A 16,622-nucleotide genomic window follows, 5' to 3' on the forward strand; every position below is an offset into this window, starting at 1 on the left:
TCTGCACAAACGTGCACACTGGCTCTGACATTCCAGGAGGCGCCATGCCGTCGGCATCCACCCGCGCGCAGGACGCCCTGCGCGCGGCGCAGCTGTACTACCTGCAAGACCTGACGATGGAGGGCATCGCGCGCGAGATGCACGTCTCCAGGTCGTCGGTGTCGCGCCTCCTCTCGTATGCGCGCGAGAGCGGACTCGTGACGATCTCGATCCATTCGCCGCAGGATGCCCGAGACCAGCTGGAGAACCGTCTCGCGCGCCGGTTCGGCGTCACGGCGCATGTGGTGCCGACCCCGGATCGCATCAGTGAGGCCGAGCGGCTCGAGCGCACCGCGCTGTCAGCGGCGCGGATTCTGACGGAGCGGGTGGATTCGTCGATGACGATCGGGATCGCGTGGGGGTCGACGCTGTCGGCGGTCGCGCGGCACCTGCCCGCCAAGCGCACCCACGATTCGCGTGTGGTGCAGATGAACGGCGCCGCGAACGTGCGCACCTCCGGCATCCCCTACGCGGGGGAGATCCTCACGCGGTTCGGCACGGCCTGGTCGGCCTCGGTGCACCAGTTCCCCGTGCCCGCCCTGTTCGACGATCCGCTCACCAAGAGCGCGATGTGGCGTGAGCGGTCGGTGCGGGCGGTGCTGCAGATCCAGGAGCACGCGGGCGTCTTCGTGTTCGGGCTGGGGTCGCCCCACGCGGATGTGCCGTCGCACGTCTACTCGGGCGACTACTTCGACGAGGTCGACCGCCGTTCGATCCAGCGGCACGGCGTGGTGGGCGATTGCGCGACGGTGTTCTACCGCATCGACGGCACATCCGACGGCATCGACCTCAATGAGCGCTCCAGCGGCCCGGACCTCGACGCGGTGCGCCGGATCCCCAACCGGTTCTGCGTCGTGTCGAGCCTGTCCAAGCTCGACAGCCTGCGCGGAGCGCTGGCGGCGGGGATCATCACCGAGCTCGTCGTGGAGGAGTCGCTGGCCCGGCAACTGCTGGAGGTCGCCGCCGCCCCCTGAGCGCTCCGTCAGAGCTCGCCGAAGCCGTCCTCGACCATCGAGCGCAGTTCGTCGACGGCCTCCTGCGCCTGCGGCCCGGTCGCCGCCACCCGCACGCGCGTGCCGGGGCGCACACCGAGCGACATGAGGGCCAGCAGGCTGTTTCCGGCGATGGGCGCCGACCCGGAATCGAGGTCGGACACCGTCACGCGGGCATCGAAACGTCCGGCGGCGCGCACGAACGCGGCGGCCGGACGCGCGTGCAAGCCCGACGGGTTGCGGATGACCGCTTCGAACGACGCCTCATCCACCGTCCCCGCATCGCGGGGCAGGTCGCCGGATGCGGCGGCGACCGGTTCGTCGCCCAGCTGCGTGCGTTTGGCCTCCAGCGCGCCTGCCACCTCGGTGGCGACGTCATCCAGCGACCCACCGGCGGCCGCTGCCACCACGGCGGCGACCAGCCCCTCCACGAAAGGGGCGGAACTGAGGACGACCGGAGCCCGGGTCTGCGCGAACTCGCGCGCCATCTGCGCGCTGAGGATCGCGGAGCCGAGATCCATCAGCACGAGGACCCCGTCCTCGGATGCGGCGCGGTCGATGGCCGCCGCGATCTCCACGGCGTCGGTGCCGAAGCCCCCGTCGGAGGTGCCGGCGGCCACCTCGATGCGCGGCGGTGCGTCGCCTCCCATCTGCAGTGCCAGGTCGACGCCGGCGGCAGCGAGGGATGCGCTGTGCGAGACGACGACGAGTCCGATCATGCCGCCTGCTCCAGCGCGTCGCGCAGCGCTTCAAGGAGAAGAGTCGCCGATGCCGCGCCCGGGTCCATGTGGCCGGCGCTGCGTTCACCGAGGTAACTGGCGCGACCTTTCCGCGCCACCAGCGGGATCGTGGCGTCACGTCCCTTCTGTGCCGCCTCCACCGCCGCGCGCGCGGCCGTCGCGGCATCGGCGCCGTCGGCGACGGCGGCGTCCCACGCGTCGGCTGCGGGCAGCAGCGCGTCGATCATCGTCTTGTCACCGGGTGCGGCCTTGCCGCGGGCGACGAGCCCTTCCACGCCGGCGCGGAGCGCCGCTCCCAGACCGTCGGCGTCGAGGGTCGCACCGGTCCCCGCAGCGGCGCCCAGTCGCAGGAAGAACGTGCCGTACAGGGGGCCGCTCGCTCCGCCGACCGTGGAGACCAGCGTCATCCCGACCGTCTTGCCCAAGTCGGCAGGGGTGGACGGTGCATCGGCGGCCAGCTTGCCCACCACCGCGTGCATCCCGCGGGCCATGTTGGAGCCGTGGTCGGCGTCGCCGATCTCGGAGTCCAGAGCGGTCAGCTCGGACTCATGCTCGCTCACGAGTGCGTCGAAGCGTGTCATCCAGTCGCTGAGGACGGCGGTTGTGACGGCCATTTGACTCACGCCCCCCAGCGCAGCCCGGGGGTGGTGACCGGGGCGTCCCACAGCCGGATCAGCTCATCGTCGGCCTTCACGACGGTCAGAGAGCATCCGGCCATGTCTAGACTCGTGATGTAGTCGCCCACGAGGGAGCGCTGCACCTCGACGCCGGCGTCGGCGAGGAGAGCGGCGACCTCGCCGTACATGAGGTACAACTCGATCAGGGGAGTGCCGCCCAGGCCCGAGAGCATCACGATCGCGGGTCCCGTGGCATCGAGGTCGGCGAGGATCGGTTCCACCAGCATCCGGGCGATCTCCTTCGCCGGCGCCAGCGGCACACGCTCGCGCCCGGGTTCGCCGTGGATGCCGACGCCGATCTCCATCTGGTCGTCGGGCAGCTCGAAGGTGGGCTTTCCGGCAGCCGGCACCGTGCAGCTGGTCAGCGCCACACCCATCGAGCGTCCGCTGGCACTCACCTTCTCCGCCAGCGCGCGCACGGTGTCGAGGTCGGCGCCCTCCTCCGCGGCCGCGCCGACGATCTTCTCCAGGATCACCGTGGTGCCGGTGCCGCGGCGACCGGCCGTCCACGTGGAATCCTGCACCGCGACGTCGTCGGCGACCAGGACGGATTCGACGCGGATCCCCTCGGCGGCGGCGAGTTCGGCGGCCATCTCGAAGTTGAGGACGTCGCCGGTGTAGTTCTTCACGATGTGGAGGACCCCGGCACCGGAGTCGACGCCCTTCGTGGCGGCGAGCACCTGGTCGGGCGTCGGCGACGTGAACACCTCGCCGGCGGCCGCGGCATCCAGCATCCCCCTTCCGACGAAACCGCCGTGCATCGGTTCGTGCCCGGATCCGCCTCCCGAGACCAACGCGACCTTGCCGGGTCGCGGGGGTTCGCCGCGATACACCACGCGGTCCGCGGTGTCCACGCGCAGCTCGGGATGTGCGGCCTGGATGCCCCGGAGGGCCTCGATGAGAACATCGGCGGGTGCATTGATGAGCTTCTTCATGGGTCCCTCCGGGCGCGGCGGTGCGGTCAGGGAGAATCTCCACCTGACCGCGGGGCCTGTCAAGGGCGCGCGGGAGCGGTCAGCGCCGCTCGTGCGGGAGGACCTGACGGATGCGATCGATCGGGCCGGCGGCCGGGACCTCGTTGTAGACGCCGGCCAGCTCCTGCCCCGACAGGGCGTGGATGGCCGCCATGATCTCATCCGTGGCGGCCCTCCTGGCGCGGCCGGACGATGCCGGTCCGTGCGCGGTGAGGTCCAGGGGGGCGCCGAACCGAACGGTGATCCGCTGACGGAGCGTGGGGAAACGCGCGCCCACCGGCATGACGACATCCGTGCCGCTCAGGCCGACCGGGACGACCGGCGCCCCGGTCTGCAGCGCGAGGAAGGCTACCCCGGTGCGGCCCTTGTAGAGGCGTCCGTCGAGGGAGCGCGTACCCTCCGGGTACAGCGCGACGGCGCGGCCGTCCTCGAGCAGCCGTCGCTGCTGGTCGAGGGCGTCCAGCGCCGCCTGGCCCGCCCCCCGCTCGACGGGGATCGCGCCCAGCCCGGAGAAGAACTGTCGCGACGCCCAGGAGTCGAAATAACTCGACTTCGCCAGGAAGTGCACCGGCCGGGGAGCGGCGACGGGGATCGCGATCGAGTCGATGAACGACAGGTGGTTGCTCGCGAAGATCACCGGTCCCGTCCGCGGCACCAGTGCCCGGCCCTCGATGTGGGGCCGGTAGATCGCGCGAGCCAGCGGAGCGACGACCGTCCGCCCGAAGGCGTAGGCCGCACCGCCTCGCGGAAGCGGGTCGCCGTCGGGCGTGGCGGCCGTCGCGGGCGCCTCCTCGGAAGTCACCCGACGAGGCTACCCCGCATTTCATTCCCCCTACGGCATGCCCTGTTCTCAGGCGCCTCGTAGGCGGGATGCGCCAGGATGGACTGTCCCCGACACCCTCGAGAGGTTCGCCCGTGCGCATCCGACCGCTTGCCACCCTGTCACTGGCTGCTGCCGCAGTCGTCGTCCTCGCCGGCTGCTCGGGCGGATCCGCCCCGGAGGCGAGCCCGACCGGGACTCCCGGGGATCTGTGCGCGGCCGCCGCGCCGTCCGGCGCCGCCTCGGACGCGGTGACCGTCGAGGGGGAGTTCGGCTCGACGGCAACCGTGAGCTTCGGGGCGCCGCTGGAGGTCTCTGACGTCGAACGCACGGTGGTGACCGAGGGATCGGGTGAGGAGGTCAGCGCGGGTGACTATGTCTCCTACGCCCTGACCGCGTTCGATGCAGGCACCAGCGAGCAGATCGCGACCGCGGGCTACGAGTCGCCCCTGCAGCCGCAGCAGATCTCGCCGGAAAGCGCGCTCGGACAGGTTCTGGGATGCGCGCCGCAGGGCTCGCGGGTGGTCGCCACCCTTCCCGGCGACGGCGGGCAGAACGCCCCGCAGGTCTACGTGTTCGACGTGCTCGACGTCATCCCGGAGGCGCAGTGGTGCGTCGCGGAGGAGTTCGATGGAAACGCCCCGGCCGTCACCTTCGGCGAGGGCGGCGCACCGGCGATCACCATCCCGGCCACCGATGCGCCCGCGGCGGTCTCCGTCGAGGTGCTCGAGGAAGGCGACGGCGACGTCGTCGAACCCGGGAGTGCGGTCGACGTGAACTACACCGGCGTCAAGTGGTCGGACGGATCCACCTTCGACTCCAGCTGGGATCGCGGGGAGAGCGAGACCTTCACCACCGATGGCGTGGTCGACGGTTTCCGCGTCGCGCTGGAGGGCCAGCAGGTCGGCTCGACGGTGCTGGTCGCGATGCCGGCGACGTGCGCGTACGGCGAGAGGGCGTCGTCGCAGCATGAGCTGGCCGGCGAGGCTCTCGTATTCGTGGTGAACATCATCGCGAGCGAGAACGCCGGACAGTGACGCGGGGGCGCCGTCGGTAGGCTGACCGGATGCGGCGCGTCCTCGTTCTCGGATCGACCGGCTCGATCGGCACCCAGGCCCTGGAGGTCATCCAGGGCCACCCCGATCGGTTCGAGGTCGTCGGCCTCGCCGTCGGCAGCGACCGCGAAGGGATGCGTGCGCAGGCCGAGCTGTTCCATGTGGAGCACACCGCCGTCGGCGCGGCCGAGGCCGAACAGCTGGTCCGCGACGTCGAGGCCGACGTCGTGCTCAACGGCATCACCGGCTCCGTCGGTCTCGGGCCGACCCTCGCGGCGCTGGAGGCCGGGCGCACCCTCGCCCTGGCGAACAAGGAGTCGCTGATCGTCGGCGGCGATCTCGTCACGGCCCTGGCGCGGCCGGGTCAGATCGTGCCGGTCGACTCCGAGCACTCCGCGATCGCCCAGGCCCTTCGGGCCGGTGAACACAGCGAGGTGCGCCGCCTCGTGCTCACCGCATCCGGGGGGCCCTTCCGAGGCCGGACGCGCGCGGAGCTGGCCGACGTCACCCCGGCAGCCGCGCTCGCCCACCCGACCTGGACGATGGGGCGCGTCGTCACGACGAATTCGGCGACCCTCGTCAACAAGGGGCTGGAGGTGATCGAGGCACACCTCCTGTTCGGCGTGCCCTACGACCGGATCGACGTGGTCGTGCACCCGCAGTCGATCGTGCATTCCATGGTCGAGTTCGTCGACGGCTCCACGATCGCCCAGGCGTCGCCGCCGGACATGCGCCTTCCCATCTCGCTCGGACTCGACTGGCCGCACCGCATCGCGGGCGTGGGGAGCCCGCTGGACTGGAGCGCCCCGTCGTCGTGGACCTTCGAGCCGCTCGACGAGGACGCCTTCCCCGCCGTGGCACTGGCCAAGCAGGTCGGCCGCCTCGGCGGCACCTACCCGGCGGTCTTCAACGCCGCCAACGAGCAGGCCGTGGACGCGTTCCACGAGGGACGTCTGGCGTTCCTCGGCATCCTCGACACCGTCCGGGAGGTGGTCGAGGCGCACGAGGCGCCGGGGGAGCTCACCCGCGAGTCCCTCGCCGAGGCCGAATCGTGGGCGCGCGCGGCGGCGGACCGGGCCATCTCCGCCGCATCCTGACGCCGAGAAACGGCAATCCGGACGAGAAAGGGCGCGCGGCGTGCCGTCTCGCCCGTCTCTTCGTTTCTCGGTGGGTCAGGGCGCGGGGTAGGGGCGCTCGGGGTCGGAGGAGGGGGTCTCCTCCGACGGGTAGGGGACCGGCCACGCGGGGTCGGGGACGGGCCAGCCGGCAGCACGCAGCGCACGACGCGCGAGCTCACGGGCCGAATACGGGGTGCGCCGCCCGCGGATGTCGCGGTAGTCCTGGTGGCCGGGCCCCGCCCACAGGATCGCGTCGCCTTCGCCCACGAGCGCCACCGACTCCACGATGGCGCGCTCCGGGGGCGAGTACTCGTGGATCTCGGCGTCGGGACGGGCCCGCCGCGCGCCCTCCATGAGGGTCGCGCGGATGGAATCCGGATCCTCGAACCGCGGGTGGTGGTCGGTCAGCACGAGGATGTCACTGCCCTCCACGGCCGTCCGACCCATGTCGTGGCGTTTGGTGGCATCGCGGTCGCCATCGGCGCCGAACAGCATGACCACCTTGCCGGGGGTGACGCGGCGGACGGCGGCGAGGGTTTTCTCGAAGGCGTCGGGGGAGTGGCCGAAGTCGACGTACACCGCGGGGCCGCGGTCCCCGGAGACCCGCTGCGTGCGACCGGGGAGGAAGGCCGCGATCCGTCCCCCGTCCAGCGCCGCGACCAGGGCGTCCCACGCGTACCCCGCCTCGAGCAGCATGACGATCGCGAGCCCGGCGTTGGATGCCATGTGCCGGCCGATGACCGGTACGACCGTCGTGAGGGATCGCCCCGCCGGCCCGGAGAGGGTGAACTCGGTTCCGTCCTGCCGCTCCTCGCGGATCTCCACGACCCAGTCGGCCGCCGATGCCGCGTCGGGGTCGGCGGCGATGACGGGCGTCGCCACCGTCACGACGGGGATCCCCGCTCGAGCGACGACCTCGGCTCCGGGCGCGGAATCGAGCGACACGACGCCGCGGCGCGCGCGGTCGGGCTGGAACAGCGGGAGCTTCGCCTCGAAGTACTCCCGCATGTCGGCGTAGTCGTCGAGGTGATCGTGGGAGAGGTTCGTGAACGCCGCGACGTCGAACACCAGCCCGTCCACGCGGTGCCGGCTGAGTGCCTGCGCGCTCACCTCGACGGCGACCGCCTCGACACCGCGCTCGCGCATCAAGGCCAGCAGCGCGTGGAATTCGGATGCCTCGGGCGTGGTCAGCCGCGAGACGATGACCTCCCCGGCGATGTGACGCTCGGCTGTCGAGGACAGACCGGTCACCACGCCCAGCTGCGCGAGGATCCCCTCGAGGAGATGCGAGACGCTCGTCTTGCCGTTCGTGCCGGTCGTGCCCAGGAGGAGCGGCAGGTCGTCGTCAGCCCCGGTGCCGTACACCCAGGCCGAGAGCTCACCCAGGAGAGCGCGGGGGTTGTCCACGACGACCAGCGCGACACCTGCGTCTGCGGCCAGACGCGCGCCGTCCTCATCGGTGATGATCGCGACGGCACCGGCCGCTACGGCCTCGCGGGCGAGTTCGGCGCCGTGGCGGTTCACCCCGCGAAGGGCGACGAAGGCCTCGCCGGAGCGGAGGTCTGCGGTGGCGAGGGTGATACCCGACACCGTCACGCCCGTGGTGTCGCCACGCACCTCGGCTCCGAAACGGCGGGCGAGGTCGTCGAGGGCGCGCACGGGCGGCCGCTGGGGTCGCAGGACGGGCGGGAGATTGGCGGGGGCGTCGGTGGGCATGGCGCTCCCATCCTCTCACCCGCCGCGGGGAGTCCCCCGATCCCGGCTCACGCGGGCCTGCGGTCGCGGCCCACGGACGCCGCGGGCCCACGGACGCCGGGGACCCGGTGCGCCGCCGCCGCGCGACGACGCACCGGGATCGGTCACGCGCGGCGCCGGTTGAGCGCCACCACCGCGACCACGAGGGCGGCCGAGCCGAGGGCGAGGCCGCCCGCCCCGAGCCACAGCGCGGCGGTCGCCGCCGAACCAGGGGCCGCGGGCGCGGAGGCGGCATCCTCGGACGCCCCGGCCGAATCCGGGTTCGGGGCGCCGTGACCGTCCGTCGCCTCTTCGTCGACCGCCGTGACGGCGACGGCCGGGGCGGGCGATTCCGGCTCCTCCTCGCCCTCGACGGTCTCCTCGGTCCACGCGGTCGAGCCGGTCGTGCACTCCTGGATCACCGGGAATGCGACGACCGACCCGGCCAGTTCTGCGGAGAAGCGCGCATCGAGGCTGACTTCGCCCTTGATTCCCGACTCGATCGGTTCGGTTGCCGTGTAGACGACGCGGCTGACGGTGCCGTTGTCGGCGACGTCGCGGTGGATCGACCATCCCGCCGACGAAACCGGCACCACGCTGGTGACTCCGTCCGGGATGTCGACGGCCAGCGCGGTGGTCGGGAAGTCTTCGCAACCGTGGCTGAACGAGAACGTCAGCGTCGTGGTGCCGTCCGCGGGTGAGGTGTCCGGCGTGACGTGGATGTGCGCGACGGCGGCCAGGGGCGATCCGACGACGAGGGCGGCCCCGGCGAGCGCGCCGAGGATGACGCGCGCGCGGCGGCGCGCCGGGATGACGGTGGTAGGGGACATGACTCTCTCTTCGCAGTGTGGGTGGGCCGCCGGGCGCGCGGGGCGGGCGCGCGCAGGCACGCGCCCGCACGGGCAGCATCGAGCGTGCCCGTGCGCCTCAGGCGGCGAGGGTGGGGAGGAACCCGTGCGACGGCGGTCCGCGGCGCGACACCGAGGCCGCGCGAGGGCGCGGGCGCACGAGCGGCGCGCTGTCGCACATCGCCCGCACCGGGCGGCGAACCGAGATCGTCGGGATCTTCGGGGTCGAGGGGGGCAGGAACCGGGGGAGCCGGCGCGCGATGGCGCGTACGGCCTGCTCCCCCCGGGTGAGAGCGAGGATCGTGACGAGGACGGCACCCGTATGCGCCGCCGTCATCGCCGCGCCGCCGGGAAGTGCCGCCACCGCCGACTCGCCGACCACGACAGCGCTGCCGTGGACATGCGGGGCGGCGGCATCCCACCGGCCCAGATCGCCGATCGTGGCGAAGGCGGCGTGGAAGAGGAGCTGGCTGAATCCCACGGCGAGCGCGGTGCGCCACGGCGCCGTGCGGGCGCCGGCGAGCGCTGTCGCCCCGGGGGTGGCGAGCGCTGCGACCACCGCGCAGAACAGCGGGCTGGGTGCCCCGCCTCCGGCGAGGGAGTGGGCTGCCGCGGCGATGACGGTCGCGAGCACGGCGAACGCGGAACCCCGCAGCGCCCTGGCCGACCGTGTGCTCACGGCTCCAGGCTAGGTGCCCGGCGCGAGAAGCTCCACGGCCAACTCAAAGGCGCGCCGGGGTACCGTGAACGGCGTGACGGTTCTGCTGTTCGTGCTCGGTGTCGTGCTGCTCGTCGTCGGGCTCGCGGTGTCGATCGCGCTGCACGAGATCGGCCATCTCGTTCCCGCCAAGCGCTTCGGCGTCCGGGTCGGCCAGTACATGATCGGCTTCGGTCCGACGCTGTGGTCCCGGCGTTTCGGTGAGACCGAGTACGGCGTGAAGGCGATCCCGCTCGGTGGCTACATCTCGATGGCGGGGATGTACCCGCCGTCCCCCCGTGAGCGCGAGGCCGCGTTGGCCGGAGAGCAGTCGGGCAGAGCCAGCGGCGGATTCTTCGCGACGATGGTGCAGGATGCGCGCGCCGCCAACGACGAGACGCTCACCGGAGACGACGACGACCGGCGCGCGTTCTACCGCCTGCCGGTGTGGAAACGCGTCGTGATCATGCTCGGCGGGCCGGTCATGAACCTCGTCCTGGCGGTCGTGCTGTTCGCCGTGCTCTTCAGCGGCTTCGGGATCGCCACGGCGACGACGACGATCGCCTCCGTGAGCGAATGCGTCATCCCCGCCGACGCCGACCGCACCGATTGCGGGCCGTCCGACCCGGCGGCCCCCGCCGCCGAGGCCGGCATCCTGCCCGGGGACGTCGTGCTGTCCGTGGACGGGACGGACGTCTCCACGTTCGACGAGCTGTCCGCGATCATCCAGGACCACCCCGGCGACCCGCTCGGCGTGGTGCTCGAGCGCGACGGCCAGGAGCAGTCGCTCACGGTGACGCCGCTTCGCACCGATCGGGAGGTCGTCGGCGAGGACGGCCGGACGGTCATCGGCCCCGACGGCGAGCCCCAGATGCGCGAGGTCGGCTTCATCGGTGTCGGCCCGCAGGTCAGCCGCGTCACGCAGCCGCTGTGGGCGGGTCCGCAGGCGGCAGTCGAGAACGTCGGAGCCGTCGCCGGCATCATGACTCAGCTGCCGGTGCGCGTGTGGGACACCGCCGTCGACCTCTTCACCGGTCAGGAGCGCGACCCGAACGGCCCGCTCAGCGTCGTGGGGGCAGGGCGCCTGGCCGGCGAGGTCGCCGCGACCGATGCACCGGTCCTCGATCGCGTCGCGAGCCTCATCGGACTCGTCGCATCGCTGAACATCGCGCTGTTCGTCTTCAACCTCATCCCGCTGCTGCCGCTGGACGGCGGGCACGTCGTCGTCGCGCTGTGGGACGGCCTCAAGCGCGCGTGGGCGAAGCTGTTCCGCCGCCCGCCGCCGCGACCGGTGGATGCGACCAAGCTCGTGCCGGTCACGTTCGTGGTCGTCGTGCTGCTGATCGGGATGGGGGGCATCCTGATCCTCGCCGACCTGTTCAACCCGGTGTCGCTGTTCTGATCCGCGCAGGTCAGGACAGGGCGTGGGTGAGGAGGCGCTCGAGGGTGCGCATGCCGTCGCGCGACAGGATCGACTCCAGGTGGCCCTGCACCGAGGCGTAGCCGGGCCCGCGCAACGCGTAGACGTCGCCGGCGGAACCGGCGGCGACCTCGGCGTCTCCTACCCGGGTCGTTCCCGCGGGAACGCGGGCGGTGAACGTGTTGTAGAACCCGATCGAGGCCGATTCGCCGAAGACGTCGACGCTCAGCTGGAGACCCTGGTGAGGCCGGTCCAGAGGCGCCAGCCCGATCCCGAGCGAACCGGCGAGGATCTGGTGGCTCAGGCACACCGCCAGAAGCGGGGCCCCCGACGAGCGACGCCGCGCCACGACCTCGCGCATGCGCTGCATCCGCGGGCTGTCCGGGTCGCGCGGGTCGCCGGGACCGGGGCCGGACACGACCACACCGGCCGCATCCAGCTGCGCATCGGTGACCTCCGACCACGGCGTGATGGTGACGTCGAACCCGAGGTGACGCAGCTGATGGGCGAGCATGGTCGTGAAGCGGTCCTCCGCGTCGACGACGAGGGCGTCCCGGCCGGCGAACGGGCCCGCCGGTGCGGTGTCCTGCGGCTGCAGCCAGAACGCCGCGAGGCGGGCGTTGCGTGAGGCGAGAAGCTCGGCGATGGCCGGATCGTCGGCCAGGGCGGGGTGTCCGCCGGCCGGAGCGTCGGGATCGGGAGCCGGAGCATCCCGCGGGATCGCCCCGATCGCGCCGAGCACGCCGGCAGCTTTCCCGTGGGTCTCGCTGACCTCGCCGTACGGGTCGGAGTGGCGCACGAGCGTCGCGCCCACCGGCACCCGCAGGCGCCCGTCGACGAGGTATGCGGTGCGGATGAGGATCGGAGCGTCCAGATCGTGCGTCGCGCCGCCGTCGTCACCCGTCGACGGGTCGGCGGGTGTGAACAGCGCGGCCACCCCGGAGTAATAGCCGCGGGGCGTGGTCTCGTGCCGGGCGATGACCGTGCACGCGTTCTGCATGGGGGAGCCGGTCACCGTCGGGGCGAACATCGTCTCGCGCAGGATGTCGCGCGGGTCGAGGCGACTGCGACCGCGCAGCATGTACTCGGTGTGGGTGAGGCGCGACATCTCCTTCAGATGCGGACCGGTGATGCGCCCGCCGTCCGAGCACACCGCCGACATCATCTTCAGTTCCTCATCGACGACCATGAAGAGCTCCTCGGTCTCCTTGGTCGACTCGAGGAACTCCGTCAGGGTCTCGGCCGTCGCACCACCGGGTGGGTGGCGGAAGGTGCCGGAGATGGGGTTCATCGTGACGACCCCACCCCGTGCGCTCACGTGCGCCTCGGGGCTCGCGCCCACCGCGATGTGGCCGTCGGTCACGACCGCGAAGGTCCAGTACGCACCACGCTCGTGCTCGAGCAGCGCGCGGAACCAGGTCAGCGCCGCCACGCGGGGGTCGGTGTCGACGGCCGCGGTGAAATCCCGCCGGATGACGAAGTTGGCGCCCTCGCCGCGGCCGATCTCCTCGGCGATCACGCGGCGGACGATGCCGGCGTACTCCTCGTCGCCCAGGTCGAAGCCGGGATCCCCGAGCGGCACCGGCGCCGAGGGGAGCGCGGCGATGACCGCGTCGCGGGGGAGCGCGTCATGCCGGTCCACGACGAGACAGCGCAGCGGAGCGCCGTCGTCGTGGCTGACGAAGCCGCGCTCGCGCACCTGCCGGAACGGCACGAGCGCGAGAACCTCGCGGGCCCGGCCCGCGGCATCCGTCAGGGGGATGTCGGCGAGGAGCGCGACGTCGACGACGTCGCCGGTGAGCACTTCGACGGTGGATGCGTCGCGGGCGAGCAGCGCGAAGGGCGCGGTGCCCTCGGCGAGGTCGCGGAGGATCTGGGGGATGTCGGGCCGGGTCATCGTCGATCTTTCGTCGGAGGGGCGACCGTCCAACGAAGAAGACCGCCCCGGGGGAGCGGTCTGTTACGCGAACACACCGCCTAGACGGTGAGCCACCAGCTGAGGTTCGCGGACATGGGCCGAATTTATCACACCACCGCATCGAGCCCCCTTGCAGGAGCGCGGCGTAGGCTAAACGAGTGCCAGCAGTCAACATCGGAATGCCGCGGATTCCCGAGGTGCTCGCGCCCCGACGCAAGAGCCGCCAGATCCGGGTCGGCAAGGTGCTGGTGGGCGGAGATGCTCCCGTCAGCGTGCAGTCGATGACCACGACACCGACGACGAACATCAACGCCACCCTTCAGCAGATCGCCGAGCTGACCGCGTCCGGGTGTGAGATCGTGCGGGTAGCAGTGCCCAGCGCGGACGACGCGGAGGCGCTGCCGATCATCGCGAAGAAGAGTCAGATCCCTGTGATCGCTGACATCCACTTCCAGCCGAAATACGTCTTCCAGGCGATCGACGCCGGATGCGCCGCCGTCCGGGTCAACCCCGGCAACATCCGCCAGTTCGACGACAAGGTGGGGGAGATCGCCGCCGCCGCCAAGGCCGCGGGGGTGTCCCTGCGCATCGGCGTGAACGCCGGATCCCTCGACAAGCGCCTCCTCGAGAAGTACGGCAAGGCCACGCCCGAGGCGCTCGCCGAAAGCGCCCGCTGGGAGGCGTCGCTGTTCGAGGAGCACGACTTCCACGACTTCAAGATCTCCGTCAAGCACAACGACCCGGTCATCATGGTCAAGGCCTACCGGCTCCTCGCCGCCATGGGCGACTGGCCGTTGCACCTGGGCGTGACCGAGGCGGGCCCCGCCTTCCAGGGCACGATCAAGAGCGCGACCGCCTTCGGCATCCTGCTGTCCGAGGGCATCGGCGACACCATCCGGGTCTCGCTGTCGGCCCCGCCGGCCGAAGAGGTCAAGGTCGGCCACCAGATCCTGCAGTCGCTGAACCTCCGCGAGCGCAAGCTCGAGATCGTGTCGTGCCCCTCCTGCGGCCGGGCTCAGGTCGACGTCTACACGCTCGCCGACAACGTGACCGAGGGTCTCAAGGACATGACCGTGCCGCTGCGTGTCGCCGTCATGGGCTGCGTCGTGAACGGACCGGGAGAGGCCCGCGAGGCCGACCTCGGCGTCGCATCCGGAAACGGCAAGGGTCAGATCTTTGTGAAGGGCCAGGTCATCAAGACCGTCCCGGAGTCGGAGATCGTCGCGACGCTCATCGAGGAAGCCAACCGCCTCGCCGATGAGATGGGCCCCGACGCCCGCATCGGCACCGCGCAGGTCGTCACCGTCTGACCCCTGGGCGGTGCGCCCCAGGGGGTTCACGCGCGGGCACGGCTGCGGAGATCTTCGGCGACGCGCCGGGGTACGGGTGGATGTGGCGGGGTGTCGCCGCCCGGATCCGCCGTTGTGCGCGCGGACGTCGCCATGGCGGGGGTGTGCGGTCGGGAGTCGGGCAGGGCCCGGGGCGGCCACGGGTTGGCAGGTGGCATCGAGGCGGGTGCCGGCGCATCCACTACCGTCATGAATCTCATGACCGACTCCACGATCGCACCCGCGCCGCTTTCCCGGCCGATCATCGCGGGTGCCGTCACCGCCCTGGTCGGGACGACGAGCACCTTCGCGGTCGTCCTGACGGGTCTGGATGCGGTGGGCGCGACCCCGGCGCAGGCCGCCAGCGGCCTGATGGTGCTGTGCGTGACCATGGGGATCGCCTCGATCCTCCTCGCGTGGCGCTCCCGCATGCCGGTCACGGCGTCGTGGTCGACGCCCGGGGCTGCGGTGCTGGCAGCCACCGGCGCGGTCGAGGGCGGGTGGCCCGCCGCGGTGGGCGCGTTCCTCGTCACCGCGGGCCTCATCCTGCTCACGGCTCTGTGGCCGCAGTTGGGCCGGATCATCGCCCGCATCCCCCCGTCCATCGCGCAGGCGATGCTCGCCGGGGTGCTGCTGCCCCTGTGCCTGGCGCCGGTCGGCGGACTCGTCGCCAACCCGTGGGGCGTGGCGCCGGTGCTGCTCACGTGGCTCATCTGCGTCCGCCTCGTGCCGCGGTGGGCCGTGCCGCTGTCCTTCGTCGCGGCCGCCGTGGTCGTCGGCATCCACGTCGCAGCGACCGGGGCGAGCGTGCCCCCGGGCGATCTGGTGCCCGGCATCGAGCTGACCGCTCCGACCCTCACCGGGGGAGCGGTGGTGGGGCTCGCGCTTCCGCTGTTCCTCGTGACGATGGCGTCGCAGAACGTTCCGGGCGTGGCGATCATGCGCAGCTATGGATACACCGTCCCGTGGCGCGGAGCGATGCTCGTGACCGGAGTGGGGACGGCCCTGGGTGCGCCGGCGGGCGCTCACGCCATCAACCTCGCGGCGATCAGCGCGGCCCTCGCGGCCGCGCCGGAAGCCGACCCCGACCCGAAGCGCCGGTGGGTGGCGGGTGTGTCCACGGGGGCGACCGCCATCGTGCTCGGCGCGCTGTCGGCCGCCCTCGTGGCGCTCGTCGTCGTGGCGCCGGAGGCGCTGATCCCCGCGGTAGCCGGTGTCGCGCTGTTCGCGACCTTCGGGTCGGCCGTGCAGCAGGCCATCGACGACCCGGAGGAGCGGCTGCCGGCCGTTGTGACCTTCCTCGTCGCTGCATCCGGTGTGGCGATCGGCGGTGTCAGTGCCGCGTTCTGGGCGCTCCTGGCGGGGCTGGTGGTGCGGGCCGTGCTGCATGCCGGACGCCGCTGAGGCTTCTCGGCGCGGCTTCGCCGTCCGAGCCGATCCTCCTCTCCCGGCGCTTCGCTGCGCAAAACTCAGGAGATTCGGGCGTTGCGGCGGTGTTCCGGGGGTCGCGCCCGGCGTGTCTCCTGAGTTTTGAACGGCCCGGGCGGGTCAGGAGAGGGCGCCGCCGCGGAGCGGGGCGTCGTCCCGCACATCCAGCGCCGTGCGTAGTGCGACCTCGACGGCCCGGATGAGGTCGCCCATGGCCAGCGACGGCGCACCGGCGGGCCCCGCACCATCCGCCCAGGGCAGGTGGAGGAAACCGGCCCGGGTGGGCGTCCCCGCGGTGGCGTGCAGCACGGTGTACATCACGGCGTTGCAGACGAACGTCCCCGCGGTGTGCGAGGCGGATGCGGGGATCCCGGCCGCGGCGATGGCCGCCGTGATCGCCTTGACCGGGACCGTCGCGAAGTACGCCGCCGGTCCATCCGCGACGACCGGGTCATCCACCGGCTGGACGCCGTCGTTGTCGGGGATGCGGGCGTCGGCGAGGTTGATCGCGACGCGCTCGGGCGTCACGGCCGCGCGGCCCCCGGCAAGGCCCGTCGCGATGACGAGGTCGGGAGAGTGCTGGTCCAAGAGCTCACGCATCCGCGCGGTCGCGCCGGCGAACGCCACGGGCAAGACGTCGGTGATGAGAACCTCCGGCCCGCGCCACCGATCCGCGACCACATGCACGGCTTCCCCGGACGGGTTGGATGCGTCGCCGCCGAAGGGCTCGAATCCGGTCAGCAGTACGGTCGCCACCCCTCCAGCCTAAAGAACGTGAGTGGACCGTTATAGGCGGCGATCCGCTGAGTACCGGCGGCACCCCTATCCTCCGAG

At 72.1% G+C, this 16,622-nt stretch carries 15 protein-coding genes; 6 read left to right on the forward strand and 9 right to left on the reverse strand.

Annotated elements, in window-relative coordinates; genetic code table 11:
- The first annotated feature begins 44 nt into the window (after positions 1-44).
- Positions 45-1,013: a sugar-binding transcriptional regulator gene (locus tag AC2DFQ_RS00755; protein ID WP_484509740.1), complete on the forward strand. Its 969-nt coding sequence runs from the start codon at positions 45-47 to the stop codon at positions 1,011-1,013.
- An 8-nt stretch (positions 1,014-1,021) separates the two neighbouring features.
- On the opposite strand, the gene dhaM is transcribed toward AC2DFQ_RS00755, so the two are convergent.
- The 4 genes from dhaM to AC2DFQ_RS00775 all read right to left on the reverse strand — a co-directional run bounded on the left by dhaM (position 1,022) and on the right by AC2DFQ_RS00775 (position 4,224).
- Entirely contained in the window at positions 1,022-1,750 is a 729-nt protein-coding gene (gene dhaM / locus AC2DFQ_RS00760) for a dihydroxyacetone kinase phosphoryl donor subunit DhaM (RefSeq protein ID WP_484532632.1), read from the reverse strand.
- Positions 1,747-2,385 (reverse strand): dihydroxyacetone kinase subunit DhaL, encoded by a 639-nt coding sequence (dhaL, locus tag AC2DFQ_RS00765; RefSeq protein ID WP_484509738.1) that lies wholly within the window; start codon positions 2,383-2,385, stop codon positions 1,747-1,749. The genes dhaM and dhaL overlap by 4 nt, the downstream gene beginning before the upstream one ends.
- A gap of 5 nt (positions 2,386-2,390) precedes the next feature.
- Positions 2,391-3,383, reverse strand: a complete 993-nt coding sequence (gene dhaK, locus AC2DFQ_RS00770) for a dihydroxyacetone kinase subunit DhaK (protein ID WP_484532633.1) — start codon at positions 3,381-3,383, stop codon at positions 2,391-2,393.
- Positions 3,384-3,462: 79 nt separating this feature from the next.
- Positions 3,463-4,224, reverse strand: coding sequence for a lysophospholipid acyltransferase family protein (locus AC2DFQ_RS00775; protein WP_484509736.1), 762 nt, complete (start codon positions 4,222-4,224; stop codon positions 3,463-3,465).
- A 113-nt stretch (positions 4,225-4,337) separates the two neighbouring features.
- On the opposite strand from AC2DFQ_RS00775, the gene AC2DFQ_RS00780 reads away from it, so the two are divergent.
- Entirely contained in the window at positions 4,338-5,279 is a 942-nt protein-coding gene (locus AC2DFQ_RS00780; protein ID WP_484532634.1) for an FKBP-type peptidyl-prolyl cis-trans isomerase, read from the forward strand.
- A 29-nt stretch (positions 5,280-5,308) separates the two neighbouring features.
- The gene (gene dxr / locus AC2DFQ_RS00785; RefSeq protein WP_484532635.1) at positions 5,309-6,394 is read left to right on the forward strand and encodes a 1-deoxy-D-xylulose-5-phosphate reductoisomerase; all 1,086 of its coding nucleotides are present in this window, start codon (positions 5,309-5,311) and stop codon (positions 6,392-6,394) included.
- A 75-nt stretch (positions 6,395-6,469) separates the two neighbouring features.
- On the opposite strand, the gene AC2DFQ_RS00790 is transcribed toward dxr, so the two are convergent.
- The 3 genes from AC2DFQ_RS00790 to AC2DFQ_RS00800 all read right to left on the reverse strand — a co-directional run bounded on the left by AC2DFQ_RS00790 (position 6,470) and on the right by AC2DFQ_RS00800 (position 9,676).
- Positions 6,470-8,131 carry a Mur ligase family protein gene (locus AC2DFQ_RS00790; RefSeq protein WP_484532636.1) on the reverse strand — a complete coding sequence of 554 codons (1,662 nt, stop codon included), beginning with the start codon at positions 8,129-8,131 and terminating at the stop codon, positions 6,470-6,472.
- A 143-nt stretch (positions 8,132-8,274) separates the two neighbouring features.
- Positions 8,275-8,979 (reverse strand): DUF1775 domain-containing protein, encoded by a 705-nt coding sequence (locus tag AC2DFQ_RS00795; RefSeq protein ID WP_484532637.1) that lies wholly within the window; start codon positions 8,977-8,979, stop codon positions 8,275-8,277.
- A 97-nt stretch (positions 8,980-9,076) separates the two neighbouring features.
- Entirely contained in the window at positions 9,077-9,676 is a 600-nt protein-coding gene (locus tag AC2DFQ_RS00800) for a hypothetical protein (protein WP_484532638.1), read from the reverse strand.
- A gap of 73 nt (positions 9,677-9,749) precedes the next feature.
- Here AC2DFQ_RS00800 and AC2DFQ_RS00805 point away from each other — a divergent pair, with 73 nt between their 5' ends.
- On the forward strand, positions 9,750-11,096 hold the full coding sequence (locus AC2DFQ_RS00805) for a M50 family metallopeptidase (RefSeq protein WP_484532639.1): 1,347 nt from the start codon (positions 9,750-9,752) through the stop codon (positions 11,094-11,096).
- 10 nt (positions 11,097-11,106) lie between these two features.
- On the opposite strand, the gene AC2DFQ_RS00810 is transcribed toward AC2DFQ_RS00805, so the two are convergent.
- Complete coding sequence (locus AC2DFQ_RS00810) at positions 11,107-13,011, reverse strand: chorismate-binding protein (RefSeq protein ID WP_484532640.1); 1,905 nt, start codon at positions 13,009-13,011, stop codon at positions 11,107-11,109.
- Positions 13,012-13,211: 200 nt separating this feature from the next.
- Here AC2DFQ_RS00810 and ispG point away from each other — a divergent pair, with 200 nt between their 5' ends.
- Together ispG and AC2DFQ_RS00820 are read left to right on the forward strand one after the other, a co-directional pair.
- Positions 13,212-14,342, forward strand: coding sequence for a flavodoxin-dependent (E)-4-hydroxy-3-methylbut-2-enyl-diphosphate synthase (gene ispG, locus AC2DFQ_RS00815; RefSeq protein ID WP_484510008.1), 1,131 nt, complete (start codon positions 13,212-13,214; stop codon positions 14,340-14,342).
- A gap of 228 nt (positions 14,343-14,570) precedes the next feature.
- Positions 14,571-15,764: a benzoate/H(+) symporter BenE family transporter gene (locus AC2DFQ_RS00820; RefSeq protein ID WP_484532641.1), complete on the forward strand. Its 1,194-nt coding sequence runs from the start codon at positions 14,571-14,573 to the stop codon at positions 15,762-15,764.
- A 144-nt stretch (positions 15,765-15,908) separates the two neighbouring features.
- On the opposite strand, the gene pcp is transcribed toward AC2DFQ_RS00820, so the two are convergent.
- Positions 15,909-16,544, reverse strand: coding sequence for a pyroglutamyl-peptidase I (gene pcp / locus AC2DFQ_RS00825; protein ID WP_484532642.1), 636 nt, complete (start codon positions 16,542-16,544; stop codon positions 15,909-15,911).
- Positions 16,545-16,622 lie beyond the last annotated feature (78 nt).

It is taken from the genome of Microbacterium sp. Z11_20 (genome assembly GCF_057197605.1).

What these genes read in the sequence shown, in the direction of transcription:
- AC2DFQ_RS00755 (WP_484509740.1), top strand. Translation starts at nt 45, where the DNA reads ATGCCGTCGGCATCCACCCGCGCGCAGGACGCCCTGCGCGCGGCGCAG.
- dhaM (WP_484532632.1), bottom strand. Translation starts at nt 1,750, where the DNA reads ATGATCGGACTCGTCGTCGTCTCGCACAGCGCATCCCTCGCTGCCGCC.
- dhaL (WP_484509738.1), bottom strand. Translation starts at nt 2,385, where the DNA reads ATGGCCGTCACAACCGCCGTCCTCAGCGACTGGATGACACGCTTCGAC.
- dhaK (WP_484532633.1), bottom strand. Translation starts at nt 3,383, where the DNA reads ATGAAGAAGCTCATCAATGCACCCGCCGATGTTCTCATCGAGGCCCTC.
- dxr (WP_484532635.1), top strand. Translation starts at nt 5,309, where the DNA reads ATGCGGCGCGTCCTCGTTCTCGGATCGACCGGCTCGATCGGCACCCAG.
- AC2DFQ_RS00790 (WP_484532636.1), bottom strand. Translation starts at nt 8,131, where the DNA reads ATGCCCACCGACGCCCCCGCCAATCTCCCGCCCGTCCTGCGACCCCAG.
- AC2DFQ_RS00795 (WP_484532637.1), bottom strand. Translation starts at nt 8,979, where the DNA reads ATGTCCCCTACCACCGTCATCCCGGCGCGCCGCCGCGCGCGCGTCATC.
- AC2DFQ_RS00810 (WP_484532640.1), bottom strand. Translation starts at nt 13,011, where the DNA reads ATGACCCGGCCCGACATCCCCCAGATCCTCCGCGACCTCGCCGAGGGC.
- ispG (WP_484510008.1), top strand. Translation starts at nt 13,212, where the DNA reads ATGCCGCGGATTCCCGAGGTGCTCGCGCCCCGACGCAAGAGCCGCCAG.
- AC2DFQ_RS00820 (WP_484532641.1), top strand. Translation starts at nt 14,571, where the DNA reads ATGAATCTCATGACCGACTCCACGATCGCACCCGCGCCGCTTTCCCGG.